This window comes from Patulibacter sp. NPDC049589, assembly GCF_040675535.1.
GTDB lineage: Bacteria > Actinomycetota > Thermoleophilia > Solirubrobacterales > Solirubrobacteraceae > Patulibacter.
Map to the genome: position 1 here is coordinate 1 of NZ_JBFAPC010000063.1, position 19,287 is coordinate 19,287.

Sequence of the window (19,287 nt, forward strand, 5' to 3'; positions counted from 1 at the left end):
CCGCCCCCGCCGGCGGCGTCAACCAAATAAACGGCGGCCCCACCCTTAATTTGCCCCGCCCCCGGTGGGGGGGGCCGGGGGCCCCCCCAGGACGGGGCCACCGTGTCCCGCCCCGCGGCGGGACACCCCCACGACCCAGACAAGGGCGACCATGCGTACCTCACCTCCACGCACCAGGGCCCGCCGGGGCCTGACCACCGCGGCCACCCTCGCCGCGCTGCTCCTCCCGGCCTCCGCGGCGCACGCCGCGACGACCTTTCCGAGCATCCCGGGCGATCCGACCTCCGCCTCGATCACCGTCGACAGGACCACGGTGTCCCCCGGCGAGTGGATCCAGGTCTCCGGCGACCACTTCGTCGGCCTCGGCGGCGACGGCGTCCCGCTCGTGACGCTCCGGCCCTACGACTTCGACAAGGGCCCGGAGTGGGCCGCCGACGGGATCGACCACTACACGTTCCCGGGCACGCACCAGCTCGAGGCGAAGACCTGGTTCATCACGCACCAGCCGACCGGCACCTTCTCCGGCCGCATGCAGCTGCCGCCGACCGCCACCCCCGACGGCCCGCCGCCGGGCGGGCTGAACGGCCAGCACTGGCTCCGCGTCCTCAGCGGCGCGCCGTTCACCTCCACGGGCGACAACGTCACGACGCCGATCAGCTACACCGTGCCGCTCACGGTGGTCGAGCGGATCCGGCTCGGGCTGACCGTCCAGCCCGGCGCGCCCCCCGGCGTCCCGGTCCCCGCACCCGTCTACCAGCAGGGCACGACCTTCCGTCCCGGCGCGAGCGTGACCGTGAAGGGCGCGACGTTCACGCCGGGCACGGCGCTGTCCGTCCGGCTCGACGGCGACCAGCCCGCGAACGACCTCCCGGGCGCGGCGATCACCACCACCGGGACCGGCGACGTCCCCGACGGCGCGCGCGTCACCCTGCCGGCCGGGATCGTCCCCGGGGCCCACACGCTGCGGTTCGCGACGGGCACGATCGCGCACGAGGTGCCGATCACGGTCACCAAGGCCCCGACCCAGACGCTCCTGACGCCCGAGGTCCGCCCCGGCGGCACGGTCGCGGTCTCCGTCGAAGACTACGTCGGCGTCCGCGGCACCGGCCAGAAGGTGGCGCTCGCCATCGGCAGCGCGGCGCTCGGCTGCATCACCGCCGACGGCGCGGGCACCGGCATCGGCACGGGCGTCGTCCCCGCGACCACCGCGCTCGGCCCCGTCAACCTGCTGGCCAACGTCGGGCTCTCCTGCATCGCGCCGCCGGCGGGCACGGTCGACGACCTGCCGAACTCCAGCGGCGGCTTCACCCCCCTGCTCACGGTCTCCGCGACGGCCCCGACGGTGACCGTCCCGGGCGGCCTCCAGGGCGCGCAGGTCGCGGCCTCCGGCGAGGGCTTCGCGCCCGGCGCCGCCGCGTCGGCGGCCTATCGCGGGGTCCCGCTGGCCTCCGCGCTGGGCGTCGACGGCGCCGGCCGGCTGTCCGGCACCGTCACGCTGCCGGAGGGCGTCGGCGACGGGGCGCTCGTGATCACGGCCGGCACGACGACCGCCGCGGCGTCCGTGACGGTCGCCGCCCGTCCGGCACCCGACCCGGCGGGCCCGGGGACGCCCGCGGGCCCGGCCCCGACGACCCCCGCGACGCCGACCACGCCGACGACGCCCGCGCAGCCGACGGAGCCGGCGGTCACGGCGCCGAAGCTCGGCACGTTCCGCACCCAGAAGGGCGGTCGCCGCGTGCGGATCGTCCTGAAGGGCGGCTCGAAGGTCCCGACGACGATCACGGTCCGCTCGAAGGGCAGGGTCCGCACCTCCCGCCGGGCGAAGGCCAAGGTCGTGACCCTCGCGAAGCGCACCGTCACGAAGGCGGGCACCTACGACCTGGTGCTCACCAAGGACGGCCGCGCGCTGCTGCGGCGCGCCCGCACCACGAAGGTCGTCGTGACCCTCGCGCCCAAGGGCGGGAAGGCCACGACGCAGACCCTGGCGCTCCGCCGCGGCTGAGCGCCCACGGGCGCCGTGGTCCCCGAGCCGTCGGGGGCCGCGGCACCCGACGGCGGCCGGGGGATCGCGTCGGCGGCCGTCCGCGGTCGACGCGGTCCGGGCCTCGTCGTCCTCTACGCTGGCGCGGGTGGGCGACTCCTCTGAGGCCGGCGGGCTGACCGCCCGCGACGTGCGGCTCGCCCGCGGCGGCCGGGCGGTGCTGGACGGCGCGCGGCTGACCGTCCCGCGGGGCGCGGTGACGGCGCTCGTCGCGCCGTCGGGCGCCGGCAAGAGCACGCTGTTGCGGTGCCTCAACCGCCTGCTGGACCCCGACGCCGGGACGATCGAGCTGGCCGGGCGGAACGTCCGCGGGATCGATCCGCGGGAGCTCCGCCGACGGGTCGGGCTCGTCGCCCAGACGCCGACGATGCTGCCGGGAACCGTGCGCGACAACGTCGCCTACGCCCTGCCCGCGGCGACCGACGGCGACGTCGCCCGCGCACTACGGGCCGCCGGGCTGCCCGACGCCTTCGCCGGGCGCGACGCGGCAGGCCTGTCGGGGGGCGAGCGCGCCCGGGTCGCCCTCGCCCGCGCGCTCTCCCGTGCCCCGGAGGTGCTGCTGCTGGACGAGCCGACGGCGGCCCTGGACGCGGACACCGCGGCCCTCGTCGGCCGGACGCTCCGCGCGCTGGCCGACGACGGCGTGGGGGTCTGCATGGCCGTCCACGACGTCCCGTTCGCACGCGAGCACGCCGACCGCGTCGTCGGGCTCGACGATCGTGAGCCGCCCCGGTGAGCACCGGCGTCGTCCAGGTCCTCGCGGCGCTGGCGTTCGCGGCGGCCGCGGCGGGCCTCGCCGTCCGCCTGCGGCTCGGGATCGGCCGCGAGATCGTCTGGGCCGCCGGTCGCGCGGTGCTGCAGCTGGCCGTCGTCGGCGCCGTCATCGCCGCGGTCTTCCGGTTCCCCGCGCTGTCGGCGGTCTTCCTCGCCGCGATGGCGTCCGCGGCGGCCCTGACCTCCGGGTCGCGTCTGCGCGGGCTGCCGCACCCCCGGCGGACGGCGCTGCTGGCGATCGCCCCGCCGGCGCTGGCCGCGACGGGGCTGCTGATCCTGGTCGGGGCGTTTCAGGCGACGCCGCGCGCGATCGTCCCGACCGCCGGGATCCTGCTCGGCGGTGCGATGGCCGCCACGTCGCTGACCGGACGGCGGATGCTCGAGGCCCTGCACGACGAGCTCGACGCGATCGAGACGCGTCTGGCGCTGGGCGACGACGTCCGCGGGGCGCTCGCCCCGGTCGTCAGGCGCGCGGTCGTCACGGGGCTGGTGCCGGCGATCGACCAGACCCGCAGCGTCGGGATCGTGACGCTGCCGGGGACGTTCGTCGGACTGGTCCTCGGCGGGGCGAGTCCCGCCACCGCCGCACGGACCCAGCTCGTGGTCCTCCTGGCGCTGCTGCTCGTCGAGCTGCTCGCCGCGCTCCTGGTGAGCGTGGCGATCTCGCGGGCGGTCACGGCACCGGGGGAGCGCGTCGTCGTGCCGGAGCGGGACGACGCGCGGGGGACGCCGGCGCGCTGAGGCGCCGGCGCGCGGCTCAGCGCTTGAGCGTGAGCGTCCTCGAGACGGTCTTCCCGCCCTTCGGCTTGACGCCCACGACGACCTTGAGGCCGGTCGTGCGCGGCGGGTTCCGCAGCGCCGTCGTCGACCTTGACGAAGACGGTCTCGCCGGCCGTGTAGCCGGTCCCGGTGAACGCGACGATCCCGGGGCTCGCCGCTCCGGCGGTCCCGACGGGCGGGACGATCCGGCGATCGAGGGTGATCTTGGTGCCACCACGGCTCTCGGCCGGGTCGCATCCCGTCCGCGACGACCGCCGACGACGCGCCGACGACGACCGGTGCGTCCGCATCGACCACGGGCGCCGCGCGACGCACGGCGCCCGGAGACGCGTGACGCCCCCGGGGGCGGCACCCCGGGGCGCGGGTGGCGCGCCGGGTCGGCCCGTCGGCACTGCTTGACCTTGATCGTCATCTTCACGCACGGCAGGTGCGGATCGCAGACCACGAGGTAGGTGCCCTTCTTCGTGAGCTTCTTCTTGAACGCGCCCGTGAGCTTCGGGCCGGAGTCGAACGTGATCGGCCCCTTGGCGGCGCGGGCGTTGTGCCGGGACCGGTTGCCCCAGACCCACTTGACCGTGGTGCCGGCCCTGACGCTGAGGGTGGCCGGGACGAACCGGTGGTCGATGACCTCGACCGTCGTGGTCTTCGTGGCGACCTCGACGAGGGCGACGGGGCGGTGTCGTGGTCCCTCCCCATGTGGGCGGAGCGCGACTGCGGGGCGGAGGTGTCGGGGACGCGGACACGGACGTCCCGAGGATCGCGGCACCGCCGGCGAGTCCGGCGGCGACCTCGGGCGACCGCTCCTCGGGTGGCCCCGGCCGCGGGGCCCGCGGCCCCGACGGGATCAGCGGGCGACCGCCGGCGTGCCCGCCAGCAGCGGCCCGATGACCGCCGCGATCCGCTCGACGTGCTCGCCCTTCAGGAGCTCCGCGTGCGTGCAGTCCAGCTCGTGGAGCTCGAGCCCGCCCCGGACGTGCGGCCGCCACGCGTCGACGTCGAGCCAGTCCTCCGGCCGGGGGGCCGCGGCGGCGAAGAACACGGCGCGCCCGTCGAACGGCCGGTGCTCGTGGGTCCGCATGAGCGTCGCGTTGTTGACGACGATCCCGACCATCGCGGCGAGGACCTCCTCGGGCAGCGAGGCCAGCGCGCTGCCGTCCTCGCGCAGCGCGTCGACCACGCGCTCGCGCGTCAGCGGTGCGTCGCCGAGCCGGGCGGGGTCGTGGCCGGCGATGTTCAGCAGCGCGACGAGGGCGTCGGGCTCCGTCGGCGCGGCGAGGTCGCGCCACTGGTCGCTCGGGTAGGCGTCGAGCAGCGCGAGCAGGTCGACCTCCGCGCCCTCCTCCTGCAGGAGCGCCGCGACGGCCTGCGCGACGACCCCGCCGACGGACCAGCCCAGCAGCCGGTAGGGGCCCTCGGGCTGGCGGGCGCGGATCCGGCGGGCGTAGTCGGCGGCCATCGCGTCGAGCGTCGCGGGCAGCTCGCCGGTGCCGTCGAGGCCCGCGGCCTGCAGCGCGACGACCGGCTGCTCCGCGGGCAGCAGGCGGGTCAGCCCGGCGTAGCACCAGCCGATGCCGCCGGCCGGGTGCAGGCAGAAGAGCGGCGGCCGGTCGCCGCCCGAGCGCAGCGGCAGCTCGACGTCGAGCGCGCCGGCGTCGTCCTCGTCCTCGAGCCGCAGGGCGAGCGCGGCGGCTGTCGGCGCCGCGAACAGCGCGCCGATCGAGACGTCGCGGCCGAGCGCGGCGCGCAGGCGCGCGACGGCCCGGGCGGCCAGCAGCGAGTGCCCGCCGAGGAGGAAGAAGTCCTCGTCCGGGCCGACGCGCTCGCGGCCGAGGAGCTCGGCGAAGACCCGGGCGACGAGCTCCTCCGTCGGCGACGCGGGGGCGCGGTCGTCGCCGGTCGTCGGCGCAGGCTCGTCGGGCGCCGGGAGCGCCGCCCGGTCGAGCTTGCCGCTGACCGTCAGCGGCAGCGCGTCGAGGCCGACGAACGCGGCGGGCACCATCGCGTCGGACAGCGCCTCGGCGAGGCGTCGCCGCAGGGCCGGCGCGTCGCACGCGGCGGCCGGCACGACGTAGGCCACCAGGCGGGTGCCCGCCGCGCCGGCGACCCCGCCGACCCGCGCGACGACGGCGGCCTGCTGCACGCCCGGGGCGTCCGTCAGGTGCGCCTCGATCTCGCCGGTCTCGATCCGCTGGCCGCGGATCTTCACCTGGTGGTCGCGGCGCCCCAGGTACTCCAGGGCGCCGTCCGGCCGCCAGCGGGCGAGGTCGCCGGTGCGGTACATCCGCGGGACGGGGGCGGCGCCGGCCGGTCCGGTCTCACCGACGACGTGCGGTTCGACGCGGCCGACCGCGCCGTCGTCGGCGTGTCCGGGGCCGGCGCCGACGACCACGTCCGGCACGAACGCCGCGTCGGTCAGGTCGGGGCGGCCGAGGTAGCCGTCGGCGAGCTGGACGCCCGCCAGGTGCAGTTCGCCCGCCGCACCGATCGGGACGGGCCGGCGCCGCGCGTCGAGCACGTAGCAGCGGGTGTTCCAGACCGGCCGACCGATCGGGACGCCGGCGCCGGGCAGGTCGTGCCGGCAGTCCCAGTGCGTGACGTCGACCGCGGCCTCGGTCGGGCCGTAGAGGTTGTCCAGGCCCACGCCGGGGAGCAGGTCGCGGAAGCGGTCGCGGAGGTCGCCGGGCAGGGCCTCGCCGCTGCAGACCACGCGGCGCAGGCCGGTGCACGCGGCGGCCGCGGGCTCGTCGACGAACAGCGCCAGCATCGACGGGACGAAGTGACAGACGGTGACGCCCGAGCGGGCGATCAGCTCGGCGAGCGCGCGCGGGTCGCGGTGCGCGCCGGGCGGGGCCACCTCGAGCGGGACGCCGGCGATCAGCGGCCAGAACAGCTCCCAGACGGAGACGTCGAAGCCGACGGGCGTCTTCTGCAGGACCCGGTCGCCCGGCCCGATCGGGAACGCGGCGTCCTGCCACAGCAGCCGGTTGACGATCGCCGCGTGCGGGACGACGACGCCCTTCGGCTTGCCCGTCGACCCCGAGGTGTAGAGGACGTAGGCCGGGTCGCCCGGGGCCGCGGGAACCGGCGGGGCGGCGGGCCCGCCCGTCGGCCCGACGCCGCCGCTGCGGCGCCCCGACGGCGAGGACCGGGGCAGCGTCTCGGGCCACGGGACGAGGTCGGCGAGCTCGTCGTGGACGATCGCAGCGACGGGCCGCGCGTCGTCGAGCATGCCGCGCAGGCGGGGTCCGGGCTGGTCGGGATCCAGCGGCAGGTACGCCGCGCCGCTCTTCAGCACCGCGACCAGCGAGACGAGCAGGTCGACCGAGCGCGGCACCGCGACGGCGACGATCTGGCCCGGGCCGGCGCCGAGCCCGCGGAGCGCCGCGGCCAGCTCGTCGGCGCGGGCGTGGAGCGTGGAGAACGTGACCGCGTCGTCGCCGAGGCGCACGGCCTCCGAGGCCGGGTGGCGCAGCAGGCAGCGCTCGAGCAGGTCGACGAGCGTGAGCTCCGGATCGACCGGGTGCTGCTTCGCGTTCCAGGCCTCGACGACGAGCTCGCGCTCCGCAGGGGTGGTGAGCTCCAGGTCGTCGATCGTCGGGCCGGGGGCCGTGGGGACGGGGCGTCCTTCGTGCGGGCCGGCGTCCTCGCTCTCCGCGGCGACCGCGGTCGCACGCCGGGCTCCGGCGTCCTCGGGACCCGCGGCGACGGCCGCGGCGAAGCGCCGCAGGAAGACCGGGAGCCGCTCGGCGTGCAGCGCGGCGTCGACCGCGTCGTAGCGCCCGACGTTGGCCTCGACGTCGAGGCGCGGCGGCCGGTCGCCGCGGTCGTAGAGGTTGAACGACAGGTCGTCGACCGGCCCGGCGCCGAGCGTGCCGACGACGGCGGGCACGCCGGCGAACGTCAGCGCGTAGTCGAACGGCAGCACGTTGACCATCGGCCCGTGCAGCGCGCGGCCGCCGCCGAGGGCGCCGATCGTGCGGCGCAGCGCCTCGCCGCGGTGGCGTTGGTGGCGGCGGACGCCGCGCATGCCGTCGGTGACGGTCCGGACGACGTCGGCGGGCCGCCGGTCGCCGTGCAGCGCGACGCGCAGCGGCAGGACGTTGACCATCGTCGCGGGGCTGCGCAGGGCGACGGGCCCGAGGCGCGCGAGCATCGGGATGCCGAGGACGACCTCCTCCGGGACCTCCTCGTCCTCCCGGCCGGCGGTGCCCGCCATCCGCCACACGTACGCGGCGACCCCGGCCATCGCGAGCTCCGGCCACGTCGCGTCGACGGCCTCGGCGGCGTCCCGCAGCAGGGCCATCAGCGCGGGGTCGAGCGGCTCGCTCGCCCGGTGGACGTCGTGGCCCGCGGACTCAGGGCGGTCGGTCAGCGTGGTGATCCGCGGCGGCGTCGCGAAGCAGGCGCGCCAGTGGTCGTCGTCGCGACCTGCGGCCGGAGAGTCCCGGTACGCCCGCTCGACCTCCAGGGTGGCGGCCAGCGCCGGGAACCAGGGCGCGACCGGGTCCTCGCCGGCGGCCAGTGCGGTGTGGATCTCGGCGGCGCGCCGGGCGATCAGCGACAGCCCCATGGCGTCGGCGGCCAGGTGGTGCACGCGCTGGAACCACACGACGTGGTCGTCGGCGACGCGCAGCAGGGCCTCGTCGAAGAGGCGGTCGCGCTCGAGGTCCAGTGGGCGGCGCCAGGCCTCGCGCGTCCACGCCTCGGCGGCTCCGTCGGGGTCCGGCTCGCCGCGCAGATCGACCACCGGCAGCGGCCAGGCGCCGGGCGCATGCGGCCGCTGGACGGGGAGCTCGCCGGCCGTCTCCACGCGGACGTGCAGGCCCTCCGCCTCGTCCACCGCCGTCCGGATCGCGGTGGCGAGCAGGTCGAGGTCGAGCGGCCCGTGCAGCTCGAGACACTCCGCGGTGACGAAGGCCGAGCTGCCGGGGTCGAGCTGCTGCGCGAACCAGATGCCCTCCTGGGCGGCGGTCAGGGGCAGCGCGGTGCTGTGGTCGTCCGCCATGCGGTCAGGCTACGGGCGGTCGGCGGCCCTCGATCAGCGCCCACCAGGCGGTGACCGTCGGGACGTCCGAGAGCTCCATCAGGTCGACCTCGACGCCGGCCTCGCGCAGGCGGCCGACGAAGGCCATCGCGCGGACGGAGTCCAGGGCCCAGTCGAGGACGAGGTCGTCCTCGTCGGCGATCTCGTCGGCGCTCGCCCCGACGAGCCCGGCCACGGTGGCGCGGAGCTCGTCGAGGGACGCGGGGACGACCGATGCGGCGTCGCTCATCCGCGGAGGACCAGGGTCGTGGTGAACGCCTTGCCGCCCTTGGGGGCGACGCGGACGACGACCTTCACCGACGCCACGCGCTTCAGCAGGGCCCTGGCGTCCGCCGTGAGCTTCAGCGAGAGGACGCTCGTCTGCTTGGCGGTGCCGGCCTTCAGCGAGAACGTCGCGCTCTTCACGAGCGTCAGGACCTTCGCCTTCTTCGCGCCCTTCAGACGGACCTTGCTCCTGCTGGTCACGGATACCGCGGCCTTGCCGGCGACGCTCGGGCGCACCATGGTCAGCGACACGCGGCCCTTCTTCGTCGCCTTCAGCGACTTGGAGGACAGCTTCGTGGCACGGGACGGGGCGGGCTTCGGCGGGTCGGTCGGCGTCGTGGGCGTCGTCGTCGGCTGGGTCGGGGTGGTTGGCGTCGTCTGTCCGTCACCCGTGTTCGGCGGGGGATCCGGGGTCGGATCGACGACCTGGACCGTGGTCCCCGCTCCCGTCGACGTCCCCGAGACGAAGATCAGGTGCTCGCCGGCGGCGACGGACGACGCGACCGGCACCGTCGCCGAGAACCTGCCGTCGGCACCGACGGCGATCGGGGAGCCCGTGGCCGTGCCGTCGAGGGTGGCGTTCAGCGACGCGCCGGCGGGGAAGCCCTCGCCCGAGACCTGGGCCGTGGAACCGCGGACGGCGTTGCCCGTCACGGTGATCGCGGGTGCCGACGCGTCGACCGTCAGGGTCTGGGCGAGGCTGCCGACCGCGGCGCGCGCGGGCAGATCGTCAGCGGCGAAGCCGGGATCGGCCGGCGTCTGGCACTTGGCGCCCGCCGGGAAGCGGATCGGCTGAGAGCCGGTCTGCCCGTCGGGAACGCGGACCGTCGCGCGGCCGGCGCCGGTGCCGTCCGCCTGGATACACGCGACGGTGGGGGCGGCCTGACCGGACCCGATGAGGACGCCGACCTTCTGGCCGGTGCCCGCGACGCCGACGAAGCCGGTCACCGACACGTCGACGAGGCCGCCGGGACGAACGAGCGCGTTCGTGACGGTGGCCGTCGGTGCGGCGTGCACGACGATCGGTGTGGTGATCGTGTTGACGCCGTCGGAGAACGTCAGGGCGTGCGCCCCGGGTGTCGTGGCGGGGGGAATGGTGACCTGGCTCGCCGGGAGCGCGACGATCGCGCCCGCCGCGTCCGTCGGGACCCCTGCGCCGAGCGTCGTACCGTCGAGCTCGACCGCCACGGTCGCGCTCGGGGCCAGTTGGGAGCCGCGGAGCGTCACGAGGCCGCCCTGGCTGTAGTGGGTGCCGGTCCTGTAGACGCCGGTCGGGCCCAGCGAGCCGACCTGGACCTTCTGGGTGACGCCGAAGTACGCCTGATAGGTGATCGGACGCGTCGCGCTGAGGGTGTCGCTGCTGAACGCGCCGCTGAGGATCCGGAACCAGTGCTTGCCGGCGTACGCCCCGGCGCCGAGGCCGGTCGTCGGCGTGTCCGCGGGAACGTCGATCCAGCCCGAGAAGGTCCCGTCGGCCTTGGCCTGGAACCAGATGGGCGCGTCGCCCGGAGCGCCGTCGATCGCGTCGGTGCCGCCGTAGGCCCAGAGGTCGTCCTCGTCGTCGGGCTTGATCGCGATCCACGGGAACCCGACGCCGGTGTCGCGGACGAACCCGGTGCCGGAGATCGCGACGCGGCCACCGGCGACGACGTCGCCGGGGTCGAGCGTGATCTTCGCGCCGCTCCCGCCCGGGTCCGTCCAGACGGCCGGGCCGGCGTGAGCAGCCGTCGCGCCGAGCAGCGACAGGAAGAAGGACATCGCGACCACCACGGTCGCGAGGAGGGGTGAGCGGAGCCGGATCGGGCCCCGCGGATCGGTCTGCATCTTGCTCCTCGGGTGGCGGAGGGAATCCCGGACCGCGAAGCCAACCGCGTATCGTTAGGTTAGCCTACTTAGGCCTGCCGTCTTAGGACACCCTGATGCGGCAATCAAAGCAGAATCACTCAGAGGAGAGTCCCCTTGTCCCGCCACTCATCCCGCCGTCGCGTCCTAGTGGCCGGCAGCGTCGCCGTCGTCAGCGCCCTCGCCGCCACCTCCGTGGCGTCCGCGGAGGCCACGAACCAGCCCGGCTGGTCGTTCAGCTCGCAGGACCTCGCGGGCGGCGTCGTCCTCGGCTACGAGACCGCGATCGACCCGGTCAACCATCGCGTCTACGAGGCCGATGCGCAGCCCGCGACGGTCACGCGGACCTACCAGAAGACCGGGCCCGCGACCTGGGACCCGACCATCTTCACGGAGGCGGTGACGACGCCGTCGACCGCGAAGGTCGTCTCGTTCAGCACCCTGAACCACTCGTTCGTGCGGTCCTACTCCTTCACCGGCCTCCTGCAGCTCGACGGCGTGACGGCGAACTCCGCCGTCGTCTTCCCGGGCACGGCCGGACCGGGGACCACCGGCGTGGCCTCGGCGAACAACCGCGGCACCGGCAACCACCCGTACGGCATCGCGGTGGACGGCACGACGACCAACCCTGCCGGCGATCCGGACCCGACCCTGGTCAGCGTCCAGACCCGCTCGTCGACCGTCGCGATCTGGAAGGCCTCGGCCTCGCCGGCGAACGCCGACGTCATCACGAAGGCCAACAACGGCACGGACCCGGCGTTCAGCCGCGCGCGCACCCCGGTCGTCGACAGCAAGCGCCACAAGGCGTACGTCGTGTCCTACAACGCCAACTCCGGCACGATCGCCCAGATCGACCTCGCGACCAAGAAGGTCGAGGCCTACATCCCGGTCCCGGGCGCCGTCGGCCTCGCGATCGACGAGGACAAGGGCATCCTCTACGCCGGCACCTACTCGACGACGGCGTCCGACACCGTCAAGGTCATCGACCTGAGCAAGGTCGTGGCGGGCACGCCCGCCAACCAGGCCGACAACGCCGCCAACGCCCAGGCCGTCGTCGCGACCTCGGGCCCGGTCGGCCGCAACGCGCGTCCGGGCTTCGATCCGGTCGGCAAGAAGGTCTACACAGCGAACAACAGCGACAAGACGGTCTCGGTCGTCGACGTCGACCCGGCCAGCCCGACGTACCTGCAGAACGTCAAGACGATCACGCCGGCCGGCACGCCGAACGCGATCGCCGTCGACCCGCAGCGCCGCCTCGTCTACTCCGCCGATCTCGGCGGCAAGGTCGTCTCGGTCTACGACGCGAACACCAACGAGTTCGTGCAGGGCATCCCGACCGCCGGCAGCGCGATCGACGTCGACGTCGAGCCGTCCACCGGCGTGGCGTACGTGTCGAGCCAGAGCAGCGGCGCTGCCAACGTCGCGGCACCGCTCCAGGCGTTCTCGGTCACCCGCGACGCCGACCTGCCCAAGGGCGACAAGGGTGACGCCGGCGCCGCCGGTGCCCCAGGTGCGGCCGGTCCGGCCGGTGCTCCCGGCGCCGCCGGTCCCGCGGGTGTCGCCGGTCCGGCCGGCTCGTCCGCCGGGTCGCTGAGCGTCTCGCTCAGCTCGCTGCGCGTCGTCGGCTCGAAGGTCTCCGTGAAGGCGCCGGGCGCCGGCACGTTCAAGGCGACGCTGAAGAAGGGCAAGACCACGATCGCGTCCGGCAGTGCCACGGCGAAGAAGGCGGGGACGATCAAGGTCACGCTGAAGACGACGAAGGCCGGCAAGAAGGCGTTGGCCAAGAAGTCGGTCTCCGGCACGCTGACCGTGTCGTTCACGCCCGCGAAGACCAAGACGGTCGCCGCGCAGCGCTCGGTCAAGGCGAAGCTCGCCCGCACGAAGCGCTAGGGCCCAGGGGTGGGCGCGGTCCGGTCCGGACGGCGTTCACCCCGCCGCAGGTTCAGCAGATGCTTAGGGGACCCGACATTCCGCCGGCATTCGAGGTAGGGTCACCTAAGGATGCATCTCGTGTCCGCGAGATCCGCCTCGAGCACGTCCGTGAGCCGGTCCCGCGGTCCGCAGTCTGCGCATCGATCCGCCTCCCACCCGACCCGTAGGAGCCACCATCTCCCAGCCGCTCAACACGGTCGCCCTGGTCACCGGGGCCGGCCAGGGCATCGGCGCCGCCGTCGCCCGCGGGCTCGCCGTCGACGGCGCGCGGGTGGTGGTGACGGACCGCTCGGCCGCCGACGCGGAGTCCGTCGCCGCCGCGATCGGGGGCCCAGCCGTCGCGCGAGCCCTCGACGTCACGGACCGCGACGCCGTCCTGGAGGTCGTCGCGGGGATTGAGGCCGATGTCGGCCCGATCGGGATCCTCGTCAACGCGGCCGGGGTCCTCGTGCCCGGCCCCGCGGTGGAGACGGACGACGAGACGTGGGACCGCACCTTCGCGGTCAACGCCACGGGGGTCTTCAGCGTCTCCCGCGCCGTGGCCCGGTGCATGACCCCGCGCGGCGCCGGCAGCATCGTGACGATCGCGTCGAACTCGGCCGGCGTGCCGCGCACCGGGATGGCGGCCTACGGCGCGTCGAAGGCGGCATCCGCGTCGTTCACCCGCAGCCTCGGCCTCGAGCTCGCGCCGCACGGCATCCGCTGCAACGTCGTCGCGCCGGGCTCGACCGACACCGCGATGCTGCGCGACCTGTTCGCGGGGGACCCGGACGCCGAGCGGCGGACGATCGCCGGCGACCTCCAGAGCTTCAAGCCGGGCATCCCGCTCGGGCGCATCGCCACCGCCGACGACATCGCCGACGCGGTTCGCTTCCTGGTCTCCGACCGGGCGCGGCACATCACGATGCACGACCTCTACGTGGACGGCGGCGCGACGCTCCGTGGCTGAGCCGGCCGTCCCACTCCCGCCCATCGGAGGACGCATGAGCACCACCCTCGCCGACCGCACCGCCGAGGACCTCCTCGCCGACCACGCGCCGGGCCGCTCGTACTTCGGATCGCGCCGCGGCGTGCTGCTCGCCGAGGGCGAGCGCGCGATGCTGGAGCCCGGTCCCGCCGCGACGCTCGTCGAGCGGGCCGAGAGGCTGCTGGCCGACCACGCCGACGGCGACCCGGATGCGCTGCTGCTCGGCGCGCTGCCGTTCGCGCCCGGCGGCGTCGCCCGCGTCTTCGTGCCCGAGCGGGTCCGGCGCGCGCCCGCGCTGCCGATCCCGGACGCGATCGCCGCGGCCGTGGCCCCGCGACCTTCCGCCCCGGTCCCCGGCGACGGCGGCCCCTGGCACGTCCGCCCGCTGCCGGAGCCCGGCGTCTACGCCGCCGCGGTCGACGAGGCCGTCCGGCAGATGCGCGCCGGCGGCCCGCTGCAGAAGGTCGTCCTCGCCCGCGCCCTCGAGCTGACGGCGCCGGAGCCGATCGACGTCGGCGCCCTGCTCCGCCGCCTGGCGCTCCGCGACCCCCACGGCTACGCGTTCGCCCTCGACCTCGGCGAGGGCGCGACCCTCGTCGGCGCCAGCCCGGAGCTCCTCGTCTCCCGCCACGGCGACCTCGTCGTCGCGCGCCCGCTCGCGGGCTCGACGCCGCGCCTGCGCGACCCGGGGGAGGACCACGCCGGCGCCGCCGCCCTCTTCCGCTCGTCGAAGGACCGCGGCGAGCACGCGCTCGTGGTGGACGCCGTCGCCGCCGCGCTGACCCCGCTCTGCGCCGAGCTCGACGTGCCGCCCGAGCCGTCGCTCGTGCGCACCAACGCGATGTGGCATCTCGCCACAACGGTCGTCGGCCGGCTCGCCGACCCGTCGACCACCGCGCTGGAGCTCGCCGAGGCGATGCACCCGACGCCCGCGGTCTGCGGCACGCCGGAGCGTGAGGCCGCCGCGCTGATCGCCGACGTCGAGCCGTTCGACCGCGGCCCGTACGCCGGGACCGTCGGCTGGCAGGACGCGTCCGGCGACGGCGAGTGGGTCGTCACGATCCGCTGCGGGATCGCGCAGGACGACCGCCTGCGGGTGTTCGCCGGCGCCGGTGTCGTGGCCGGCTCGCGCGGCGTCGACGAGCTCGCCGAGACGCAGGCGAAGTTCCGGACGTTCCTCTCCGCGCTGGGCGTGGAGGAGCAGCGATGACGTCCCCCGGCGAGGGCGCCCGCAGCGGCGGGGCCCGCGACGGCGGTCTGCCGACGCCGCCCGGTCCGGCGCAGGCCGTCGCCGACGGCGTCGTGCCCTGGCCCGCGGATCTCGCGGCGCGCTGGCGCGACCGCGGCTACTGGCGCGGCGAGACCTTCGGGTCGATGCTGCGCGAGCGGGCCGACGCCCATCCCGACCGGCTCGCCCTCGTCGCGGGCGAGGACCGCTGGACCTACGCCGAGCTCGACGAGCGGGCCGACCGGCTCGCCGCCGGCTTCCGCGGCCTCGGGATCGCCCGGGGCGACCGGGTCGTCGTCCAGCTCGGCAACGGCTCCGCGTTCGTCGAGGTCGTCTTCGGCCTCTTCCGGATCGGCGCGCTGCCGGTCTTCGCCCTGCCGCCGCACCGCCGCACCGAGATCGTCGCGTTCTGCGAGCAGGCGGAGGCCGTCGCCTACGTGATCGGCCCGCCCGCCGGCCGCTTCGACCCGCGGACGCTCGCGGCCGAGGTCCAGCGCGAGGTCCCGGGTCTGGTCCACGTGATCGTGGCCGGCGACGCCACCACGCCGGTCGACGCGCTGCGCCCGTTCGTCGGCCTCGAGAGCGTCCGCGCCGCCCACCGGCCGGACCGCGCGGTGATCGACGCGCCCGCGCCGGGTGAACCGACCGGCGCGCCGCGTCCGGGTGCGCCCGGTGCCCCCGCGATCGACAGTGAGACGTCCGCCGATAGCGTGCCGTCCGCCCACCGCGTGTCGCCGGGCGCGGCCGCGTTCGCCGGCGTCTGGGCCGCCGCGCCGGACCCGGACGGCTGGGCCCCGCTGCCCGGCGACGTCGCGTTCCTGCAGCTCTCCGGCGGCAGCACCGGCGTGCCGAAGCTCATCCCCCGCACGCACGACGAGTACCTCTACACGCTGCGCCGCAGCGCCGAGGTCTGTGGCCTGGGGTCGGGCAGCGTCTACCTGGCGACGCTGCCGGTCGCGCACAACTACCCCCTGAGCTCGCCCGGGATCATGGGCGCCTTCCACGCCGGGTCACGCGTCGTCCTGGCCCCGTCGCCGGACCCCGACACCGCGCTGGGCCTGATCGCCGCCGAGGGCGTGACGATCACCGGCGTCGTGCCGCCGCTCGCGCTCGTGTGGATGGACGCCGTCGCCGGCGGCACGGTCACGTACGACCTCTCGTCGCTGCAGGTCCTGCAGGTCGGCGGCGCGAAGCTCAGCGCCGAGGCCGCCCGCCGCGTCCGGCCCACCCTGGGCTGCACGCTGCAGCAGGTGTTCGGGATGGCCGAGGGCCTCGTCTGTTACACGCGACTGGACGACGACGAGCACACGATCGTCACCACGCAGGGCCGGCCGATGGCCGCCGACGACGAGGTGCTCGCGGTCGACGAGGACGACGAGCCCGTCGCGGACGGCGAGACCGGGTCGCTCCTGACCCGCGGGCCGTACACGATCCAGGGCTACTACCGGGCGGACGCCCACAACGCGAAGGCCTTCACGCACGACGGCTGGTACCGCACCGGCGACCTCGTGCGCCTGACCGCGGACGGATCGATCGTGGTCGAGGGCCGCGACAAGGACCAGATCAACCGCGGCGGCGAGAAGATCGCCGCCGAGGAGGTCGAGAACCACCTGCTCGCCCACCCCGCCGTGCACGACGCGGCCGTCGTCGCGATGCCCGACGAGTACCTCGGCGAGCGCAGCTGCGCGTTCGTCGTCCTGCGCGACGGGGCGGAGGTCCGCGGAGTCGAGCTGCGGCGCTTCGTCCGCGAGCGCGGCCTCGCCGACTACAAGGTCCCCGACCGCGTCGAGCTCGTCGACGCGTTCCCGCGCACGAACGTCGGCAAGGTCAGCAAGAAGGACCTCCGCGCCGAGATCGTCCGCCGCCTGCATCCCGCCGACGCCTGAGGGCCCGCCGCGCCGCCGCGTCCGCCCACCGTCCTCTCGGCCCGCGTCGCTCCTTCGCGACACCCGCCGCACCGCATCTCCTTCGCAACACCCGCCGTACCGCCCGCCCCGCGCCCCACCTTCACCACCCGGAGACCCACCATGGCCATGGCCAAGATCCCCCCCTACGCGCTGCCCGACGCGTCCGACCTGCCGCGCAACCGCGTGGACTGGCGCGTCGACCCCGACCGCGCCGTCCTGCTCGTCCACGACATGCAGAACTACTTCGTCGACGCCTACACGCCCGGCGACGGTCCGCTCGACGTCGTGATCCCGCAGATCGACGCGCTGCGCCGCGCCGCCAACGCCGAGGGCGTCCCGGTCGTCTTCTCCGCCCAGCCGCCGGACCAGCATCCCGACGACCGCGGCCTGCTCAACGACTTCTGGGGTGCCGGACCTGGCGCGGGCCCGGGCGCGCGGCCGCAGGACACCGCCGTCATCGACGCGCTGCAGCCGGGCGCGGAGGACCACGTCCTGACGAAGTGGCGCTACAGCGCGTTCCAGCGCACCGACCTGCGCGAGCGGATGCGCGCCCAGGGTCGCGACCAGCTGATCATCACCGGCATCTATGCCCACATCGGCTGCCTGATGACCGCCTGCGAGGCGTTCATGCAGGACATCCAGGCCTTCTTCGTCGCCGACGCCACGGCCGACTTCTCGCTCGAGGACCACCGGATGGCGCTCCGCTGGGCCGCCGAGCGGTGCGCCGTTACGACGAGAACCGACGCGGTGCTCGAACAGCTGCGGGTTCCCGCAGGCGTGCGGAGGTCGGGCCGAGACGCTCTCGGGACCCGGCCGACGGTCAGTCCGGCGAGATGACGCGAAGCCCGGGGAGCTCGTCGACGTAGCCCGGGCGGTCGCGCGTGAGCAGCGCCCGGCCGGTCGTCGCGGCGTGGGCCGCGATGTAGAAGTCAGGGAGGGGCGAGCGCCGGGCGCCCCCACGGCGGCGGTAGCGCAGGAGGCAGCGGCCCGCTAGGAACGCGGCGTCCCACGGCAGGTCCTCCCGGGCGATGCGGGCGGGGAGCGCCCGGTCGAGGTCCTCGATCCGCGCGAACCCCACGGACAGCTCCGCGTAGATCAGCGGGTTGATGAGGACCGGTCCGGCGTCGAAAGCCTGCGCGAGGTGGTCGGCGGACCAGTCCGCCCAACGTGGGTCGTCGGTGAAGACGTCGAGCAGGACGTTGGCGTCGACGATCGTGCCGAGGGTCACGGGTCAGGCGTCGCCGCGGGTCAGGGCCATGATCTCGTCGGTGCTCATCGTGACCCCGCCGCGGCCTCGCATGCTCGTGGCGAGGGACGCACCGTCACCGGGCGCCCGGCGGACGAGCCGGACGGCATCGTCGTCGACCTCGAAGTCGACCTCGCTCCCGGCCTCGATCCCGAGCCGCCGGCGGACGTCCTGGGGGATGGTGACCTGCCCCTTGCTCGTCACGCGCATCATTGGATCCTAGCACGGTATTACTCGCTGGTATTACTGTCGGGGAGGCTCAGAAGCGCCAGGTCAGGGCCGGCGAGTCGCCTCCTCAGGGACCGTCGGCGGCGCTGTCCAGCGCGAGGTGCCGCAGCTTCTCCGGGTTGCGCGCGAAGCGCAGCGCCGCGATCCGGCCGTCGACCACGTCGATCGCGATGACGGTGGTGACGCTGCCGTCGGCGCGACGGTGGACCTGGCCCGGCTGGCCGTTGACCAGGGTGCGCTCGGCCGAGACGACGCCCTCGTTGCCGCGCAGCCGGGCGGTGTGGACGAGGAAGCGAGCCACGTCGGACGGGCCGTGGACCGCCCGCAGCGCGGCGCGGACGATGCCGCCGCCGTCGCCCCAGAGGACGACGTCCTCCGCGAGCAGCTCCTCCAGTGCCTCGAGCTCGCCGCCCTCGACCGCGGCGGTGAAGCGGTCCAGCAGCCGGTCGCGGGCCTCGTCGTCGGCGTCGAACCGCGGCCGGCCGGCCGCGACGTGGCGCTTGGCCCGCGCGACGAGCTGGCGGGCGTTGTCCTCGCTGCGGTCGACGATCTCCGCGATCCGCGGGTAGTCGTAGTCGAAGACCTCGCGCAGCAGGAAGGCCGCGCGCTCCACCGGCGTCAGCCGTTCGAGCGCCACCAGCAGGGCCTGCGAGAGCGTGTCGGCCAGCTCGCTGCGCGCGGCCGGCCCGGGTCCCGGGTCGACGAGCAGCGGCTCGGGCAGCCACGGACCGACGTACGCCTCGCGGCGAACGCGGGCCGAGCGCAGCACGTCGATCGACATCCGGGTCGCGACCGTGGTGATCCACGCGTCGGCGTTCTCGACCGGGGCGGGCTCGCGGTCCAGGCGGACGACGGACTCCTGCGCGACGTCCTCGGCCTCGGCCACGCTGCCGAGCATGCGGTAGGCGATCGCGAAGGCGGTCTTGCGGGCGTGCTCGAGCGTGGCGGGCTGCATCTGATGGTCCGACGAGACGGGGCGGCGTGCTGTGACACCCGATCACGTCCCGGGCACGGGCGCCACCCCGGACGGTCGC

General features: G+C 75.4%; 15 protein-coding genes. 8 read left to right on the forward strand and 7 right to left on the reverse strand.

Annotated features, from left to right (window positions below):
• The first annotated feature begins 151 nt into the window (after nt 1-151).
• The 3 genes from AB0L40_RS13490 (at nt 152) to AB0L40_RS13500 (ending at nt 3,556) form a co-directional block, all read left to right on the forward strand.
• A complete protein-coding gene (locus AB0L40_RS13490; RefSeq protein WP_364354957.1) occupies nt 152-2,002 on the forward strand; it encodes a hypothetical protein in 1,851 nt (616 codons plus the stop codon).
• 127 nt (nt 2,003-2,129) lie between these two features.
• Entirely contained in the window at nt 2,130-2,777 is a 648-nt protein-coding gene (locus AB0L40_RS13495) for an ATP-binding cassette domain-containing protein (protein WP_364354960.1), read from the forward strand.
• Nucleotides 2,774-3,556 (forward strand): ABC transporter permease, encoded by a 783-nt coding sequence (locus AB0L40_RS13500; protein ID WP_364354963.1) that lies wholly within the window; start codon nt 2,774-2,776, stop codon nt 3,554-3,556. The genes AB0L40_RS13495 and AB0L40_RS13500 overlap by 4 nt, the downstream gene beginning before the upstream one ends.
• Before the next feature lie 16 nt (nt 3,557-3,572).
• Here AB0L40_RS13500 and AB0L40_RS13505 read toward each other — a convergent pair whose 3' ends face one another.
• The 4 genes from AB0L40_RS13505 to AB0L40_RS13520 all read right to left on the reverse strand — a co-directional run bounded on the left by AB0L40_RS13505 (nt 3,573) and on the right by AB0L40_RS13520 (nt 10,727).
• Nucleotides 3,573-4,361 (reverse strand): plastocyanin/azurin family copper-binding protein, encoded by a 789-nt coding sequence (locus AB0L40_RS13505; RefSeq protein ID WP_364354966.1) that lies wholly within the window; start codon nt 4,359-4,361, stop codon nt 3,573-3,575.
• A gap of 78 nt (nt 4,362-4,439) precedes the next feature.
• On the reverse strand, nt 4,440-8,600 hold the full coding sequence (locus tag AB0L40_RS13510) for an amino acid adenylation domain-containing protein (RefSeq protein ID WP_364354969.1): 4,161 nt from the start codon (nt 8,598-8,600) through the stop codon (nt 4,440-4,442).
• Nucleotides 8,601-8,604: 4 nt separating this feature from the next.
• On the reverse strand, nt 8,605-8,868 hold the full coding sequence (locus AB0L40_RS13515) for a phosphopantetheine-binding protein (protein WP_364354972.1): 264 nt from the start codon (nt 8,866-8,868) through the stop codon (nt 8,605-8,607).
• Nucleotides 8,865-10,727: a hypothetical protein gene (locus tag AB0L40_RS13520; RefSeq protein ID WP_364354975.1), complete on the reverse strand. Its 1,863-nt coding sequence runs from the start codon at nt 10,725-10,727 to the stop codon at nt 8,865-8,867. The genes AB0L40_RS13515 and AB0L40_RS13520 overlap by 4 nt, the downstream gene beginning before the upstream one ends.
• 135 nt (nt 10,728-10,862) lie before the next feature.
• On the opposite strand from AB0L40_RS13520, the gene AB0L40_RS13525 reads away from it, so the two are divergent.
• The 5 genes from AB0L40_RS13525 (at nt 10,863) to AB0L40_RS13545 (ending at nt 17,616) form a co-directional block, all read left to right on the forward strand.
• Nucleotides 10,863-12,635 carry a hypothetical protein gene (locus AB0L40_RS13525; protein ID WP_364354978.1) on the forward strand — a complete coding sequence of 591 codons (1,773 nt, stop codon included), beginning with the start codon at nt 10,863-10,865 and terminating at the stop codon, nt 12,633-12,635.
• A 217-nt stretch (nt 12,636-12,852) separates the two neighbouring features.
• Nucleotides 12,853-13,626 carry a 2,3-dihydro-2,3-dihydroxybenzoate dehydrogenase gene (locus AB0L40_RS13530; protein ID WP_364355033.1) on the forward strand — a complete coding sequence of 258 codons (774 nt, stop codon included), beginning with the start codon at nt 12,853-12,855 and terminating at the stop codon, nt 13,624-13,626.
• Between the two features lie 34 nt (nt 13,627-13,660).
• Nucleotides 13,661-14,854 (forward strand): isochorismate synthase, encoded by a 1,194-nt coding sequence (locus AB0L40_RS13535; RefSeq protein ID WP_364354981.1) that lies wholly within the window; start codon nt 13,661-13,663, stop codon nt 14,852-14,854.
• Nucleotides 14,851-16,758: an AMP-binding protein gene (locus AB0L40_RS13540; protein WP_364354984.1), complete on the forward strand. Its 1,908-nt coding sequence runs from the start codon at nt 14,851-14,853 to the stop codon at nt 16,756-16,758. Before AB0L40_RS13535 ends, AB0L40_RS13540 begins: the two co-directional genes overlap by 4 nt.
• 147 nt (nt 16,759-16,905) lie before the next feature.
• Nucleotides 16,906-17,616, forward strand: a complete 711-nt coding sequence (locus AB0L40_RS13545) for an isochorismatase family protein (protein WP_364354987.1) — start codon at nt 16,906-16,908, stop codon at nt 17,614-17,616.
• Here the strand turns inward: AB0L40_RS13545 and AB0L40_RS13550 are convergent.
• The 3 genes from AB0L40_RS13550 to AB0L40_RS13560 all read right to left on the reverse strand — a co-directional run bounded on the left by AB0L40_RS13550 (nt 17,600) and on the right by AB0L40_RS13560 (nt 19,208).
• A complete protein-coding gene (locus tag AB0L40_RS13550) occupies nt 17,600-18,007 on the reverse strand; it encodes a PIN domain-containing protein (protein WP_364354990.1) in 408 nt (135 codons plus the stop codon). The two genes, AB0L40_RS13545 and AB0L40_RS13550, sit on opposite strands and share 17 nt — an antisense overlap.
• 3 nt (nt 18,008-18,010) lie before the next feature.
• Nucleotides 18,011-18,235: an AbrB/MazE/SpoVT family DNA-binding domain-containing protein gene (locus tag AB0L40_RS13555; protein ID WP_364354993.1), complete on the reverse strand. Its 225-nt coding sequence runs from the start codon at nt 18,233-18,235 to the stop codon at nt 18,011-18,013.
• Nucleotides 18,236-18,320: 85 nt separating this feature from the next.
• Nucleotides 18,321-19,208 (reverse strand): RNA polymerase sigma-70 factor, encoded by an 888-nt coding sequence (locus AB0L40_RS13560; protein WP_364354996.1) that lies wholly within the window; start codon nt 19,206-19,208, stop codon nt 18,321-18,323.
• Between the last annotated feature and the right edge of the window lie 79 nt (nt 19,209-19,287).